General features: G+C 64.2%; 6 protein-coding genes. 3 read left to right on the top strand and 3 right to left on the bottom strand.

The window, feature by feature from the left end; translation table 11 throughout:
* The 3 genes from EOA29_RS29785 to EOA29_RS29775 form a co-directional block, all read left to right on the top strand.
* The coding region (locus tag EOA29_RS29785) for a squalene/phytoene synthase family protein (RefSeq protein WP_189479025.1) at nucleotides 1-523 on the top strand (523 nt) is incomplete at its 5' end.
* Nucleotides 524-604: 81 nt separating this feature from the next.
* Nucleotides 605-1,030 carry a hypothetical protein gene (locus EOA29_RS29780; protein ID WP_126093409.1) on the top strand — a complete coding sequence of 142 codons (426 nt, stop codon included), beginning with the start codon at nucleotides 605-607 and terminating at the stop codon, nucleotides 1,028-1,030.
* Nucleotides 1,030-1,980: a sterol desaturase family protein gene (locus EOA29_RS29775; RefSeq protein ID WP_189350012.1), complete on the top strand. Its 951-nt coding sequence runs from the start codon at nucleotides 1,030-1,032 to the stop codon at nucleotides 1,978-1,980. Before EOA29_RS29780 ends, EOA29_RS29775 begins: the two co-directional genes overlap by 1 nt.
* Here the strand turns inward: EOA29_RS29775 and EOA29_RS29770 are convergent, their stop codons facing one another.
* From EOA29_RS29770 to trmFO, 3 genes are all read right to left on the bottom strand, one after another.
* On the bottom strand, nucleotides 1,981-2,307 hold the full coding sequence (locus tag EOA29_RS29770) for a type II toxin-antitoxin system RelE/ParE family toxin (RefSeq protein ID WP_127222005.1): 327 nt from the start codon (nucleotides 2,305-2,307) through the stop codon (nucleotides 1,981-1,983).
* On the bottom strand, nucleotides 2,279-2,581 hold the full coding sequence (locus tag EOA29_RS29765; RefSeq protein ID WP_126093412.1) for a type II toxin-antitoxin system ParD family antitoxin: 303 nt from the start codon (nucleotides 2,579-2,581) through the stop codon (nucleotides 2,279-2,281). The genes EOA29_RS29770 and EOA29_RS29765 overlap by 29 nt, the downstream gene beginning before the upstream one ends.
* A gap of 72 nt (nucleotides 2,582-2,653) precedes the next feature.
* Nucleotides 2,654-3,356, bottom strand: a 703-nt coding sequence (gene trmFO / locus EOA29_RS29760; RefSeq protein ID WP_127222004.1) for a methylenetetrahydrofolate--tRNA-(uracil(54)-C(5))-methyltransferase (FADH(2)-oxidizing) TrmFO, incomplete at its 5' end; no start/stop codon positions are given.

Below are 3,356 nucleotides of genomic sequence, written 5' to 3'. Positions count from 1 at the left end.
CTATGACGACCCGATGCCGTCGCGGACCGACCTCGAGGGTTATTGCGGCGAGACGGCCGCGGCGCTCATCCAGCTTGCGGCGTTGGTGCTCGATCCAACTGCCGCGCCACGCTTTGCCGAACTGGCGGGCAGGGCAGGCTGCGCGCAGGCGATCACCGGCCTGCTGCTTTTGTTGCCGCTGCATCGCAGGCGAGGCCAATGCTACGTGCCCGCCGAGATCCTTGCAGCCGCGGGAACGACACCGGAAGAGTTCGTCAAGGGCGACGGCGGTCCTGGCGCGGAGCGCGCAGTGGCGGCGATGATTGCGCTGGCGCGAGAGCATCTCGGCGCTTTCGAGAAGGGCGCGCCGGCTCTCCCCGTTTCGCTGCGCCCCGCGTTTCTGCCACTTGCGCTGACGCGCGCCTATCTCACCAGGATGGACAGCGCGGACCGCTCCCCACGCGTTGCGACTGCGACGCTCTCGACCTTGCGGCGGCACTGGCTGCTCCTGCGTCATGCCATGCGCGGCTGGGCGCCTCTTTGACGTAAACGTCAATCGTGCTAGGGATTCCGTCGCGTGGACTCGCGTCAGAGAAATGCGAGCCGCCGGAGGAGCCGCCATTCCATGACACTGCCAGTCCTGGTTGTCCTCGTCGTGTTCGGCATCGCGCTGTCGGTCGCCGCCGTGCATTTCACCGGTGGCACGACAACCGCGACGTTTGCCACTGCTGATCAGGCGCTCGCACGTTTTGCCCAAGACTTTCCGGACGAAAAGCCGGGTGCCGTGCGGCTGACATCGGACAGGCATGCCGCGTTCCTCGAACTCGGCTCGCAACGCTGCGGCATCGTTCACAGCATCGGCGACTGTTTCCTGACGCGCATCGTCACGCCGCGGGATGTTCTCGCCCTGGTGCGGGAAGGGAGCGTGGTGTTGCTGCGGATGGATGATTTCACCTGGAAAGGCGGGCGGTTTGCCTTTGCCAACGAAGCCGACGCGCTGGCCATGGCGGCGGCGCTGCAAGCCCGCGATCGGACCCGAAAGGCGGCGTGATGGACGACTACAATTTTCCGCAAGTCACCCAGCTTGCCATCCCGTTCTTCGTCGCGGCGATCCTGATCGAGCTCTGGCTGGTGCGCACCGGCCGCGCCAAGGGATCGTTCGAGACGCGCGACACGCTGGCCAGCCTGATGATGGGCACGGGCAATGTCGTCGCCGGTCTGCTGCTCGGCGTCGTGTCCTATTGGGCGCTGGTGTGGCTCTGGCAGTTCCGCTTCTTCAATCTCGGCCTGTCGGTCTGGGTCTTTGTCGCCGCCTTCCTGCTCGATGACCTGCGCTACTACGTCTATCACCGCATCGCGCACCGGGTGCGCTGGGTCTGGGCCGAGCACGTCAACCATCATTCCAGCCAGCACTACAATCTTTCGACGGCGCTGAGGCAAAGCTGGACCGGCCTCTTCACCTTCACCTTCATCCTGCAGGCGCCGCTGGTGCTCGCCGGCTTCCACCCGGCCGTGATCGCCTTCGTCTTCGGCTTCAACCTCGTCTGGCAGTTCTGGATCCACACCGAGACGATCGGCAAGATGTGGGGCTGGTTCGAACTCATCTTCAACACGCCCTCGCATCACCGCGTCCACCATGCCACCAACCCGCGCTATCTCGATGCCAATTTTGCCGGCACGCTGATCATCTGGGACCGCATGTTCGGCACTTTCGTCGAGGAACTGGAGGGAGACCGGCCGCGCTACGGCATCGTCAAGAACATCGGCACCTTCAATCCGCTGAAGGTGGCCTTCCACGAATGGATAGGCATGTTCAAGGATGCGGCTAAGCCGGGGCTGACGCTCAGCCAACGCCTCAACTATCTCATCCAGCCGCCCGGCTGGAGCCATGACGGCTCGCGCGACACGTCGGAGACGCTGAAGGCGGCTTATGTGCGGAGAAATCCGGCGGAGGCGGGCAGGCCAGGGCTGCCGGCCGCAGGCGCAGAGCCGGCGGAGTAGTCAGGACGGTTCACCGCCGCCACGTAGCAGCGCTTCGTAGTCGCGGCCGCCGTAGAAGATATTGACGATGCGCACGATATCGCTTTCGACGATATAGGCGATGACGGCGGAATGCTCGAACGGGACAGTCCTCAGACCCGGCACAATGTCATCGTGCTGGCGCCCGCCGCGGGGCGCATTGCCGATGCTGTGACAGCGGTCCCTGATGCGATCAACGAAGCTTATAGCGATACTGCCGCTACCGCTGCTTTCGAAAATATAGGCGGCAATAGCATCGAGATCGGATATGGCCGCTTCGCTAAGAACGACGGCGAGACGTTGAATCATCACTGTCTCGCGCCATCTGCGAAATCCGACCCTTTACCCTCGCGATCGCCTCATCGAGCGGAACGGCTGGCCTCTTGTCCTCAATCGAAGCCTTCACCCGCGCCCGGATCGAGGCCATGCGCTCGGCATGCTCCTCTTCCTCGCGTTGGAAGGCGCGGAGTGCGGCGCGGATGACTTCGCTCGCGGACCCGAACGAGCCGTCCTCGACCTTTTCGCGGATCATCCGGGCCATGGCTGGCGTGACGGTGATGGAGAGTTTCTCGGCGGACTCCACGGGATAGCTCCATGCATATAAAGTAGGATAGTATCCTACTTCATATGGGTCGTCCAATCGGAACCGAAAAGCCTATTCCGCGGCTTGCGCTCGCGCCGGCAATCCCAGCCACTCGCGGCAATCCGCAAGCGCGCGTGTCGTGATCGCATGGCGTTTGGCGATGGTCTTGTCCTTGCCGCGCAGGCGTTTTCCTTGGACCTTCGGCGCCTCCACCGGCGGAAACAGGCCGAAATTGACATTCATCGGCTGGAAGGAGCGTTTTCCGGGCTCGTCGTCCGAAACGATGTGGCCGCCGGTAATGTGGTTGAGCAGCGCGCCGAAGGCGGTGGTCGGCGGTGGCAGCGAGGGCGCTTGGCCGAGCCGTTCGGCGGCGGCGAAACGGCCGGCGAGCAGGCCGATCGCGGCGCTCTCGACATAGCCTTCGCAGCCGGTGATCTGGCCGGCAAAGCGCAGGCCCGGCCGCGATTTGAGCTGCAGCGACGGATCGAGCAGCGTCGGCGAGTTGATGTAGGTGTTGCGGTGCAAGCCGCCGAGGCGCGCGAACTCGGCGTTCTCTAGCCCCGGAATGGTGCGGAAGATGCGCACCTGCTCGGCATGCTTCAGCTTGGTCTGGAAACCGACCATGTTGTAGAGCGTGCCCAGCGCATTGTCCTGGCGGAGCTGGACGACGGCGTAGGCCTTGACCGACGGATTGTGGATGTTGGTCAGGCCCATCGGCTTCATCGCCCCGTAGCGCAGCGGCTCGACGCCGCGCTCGGCCATCACCTCGATCGGC

It is taken from the genome of Mesorhizobium sp. M1E.F.Ca.ET.063.01.1.1 (assembly GCF_003998155.1).
In the GTDB taxonomy this organism is placed as follows: Bacteria; Pseudomonadota; Alphaproteobacteria; order Rhizobiales; family Rhizobiaceae; genus Mesorhizobium.
Note: the sequence above shows the minus strand (reverse complement) of the source record. Positions and strands in the feature narration are given on the sequence as shown.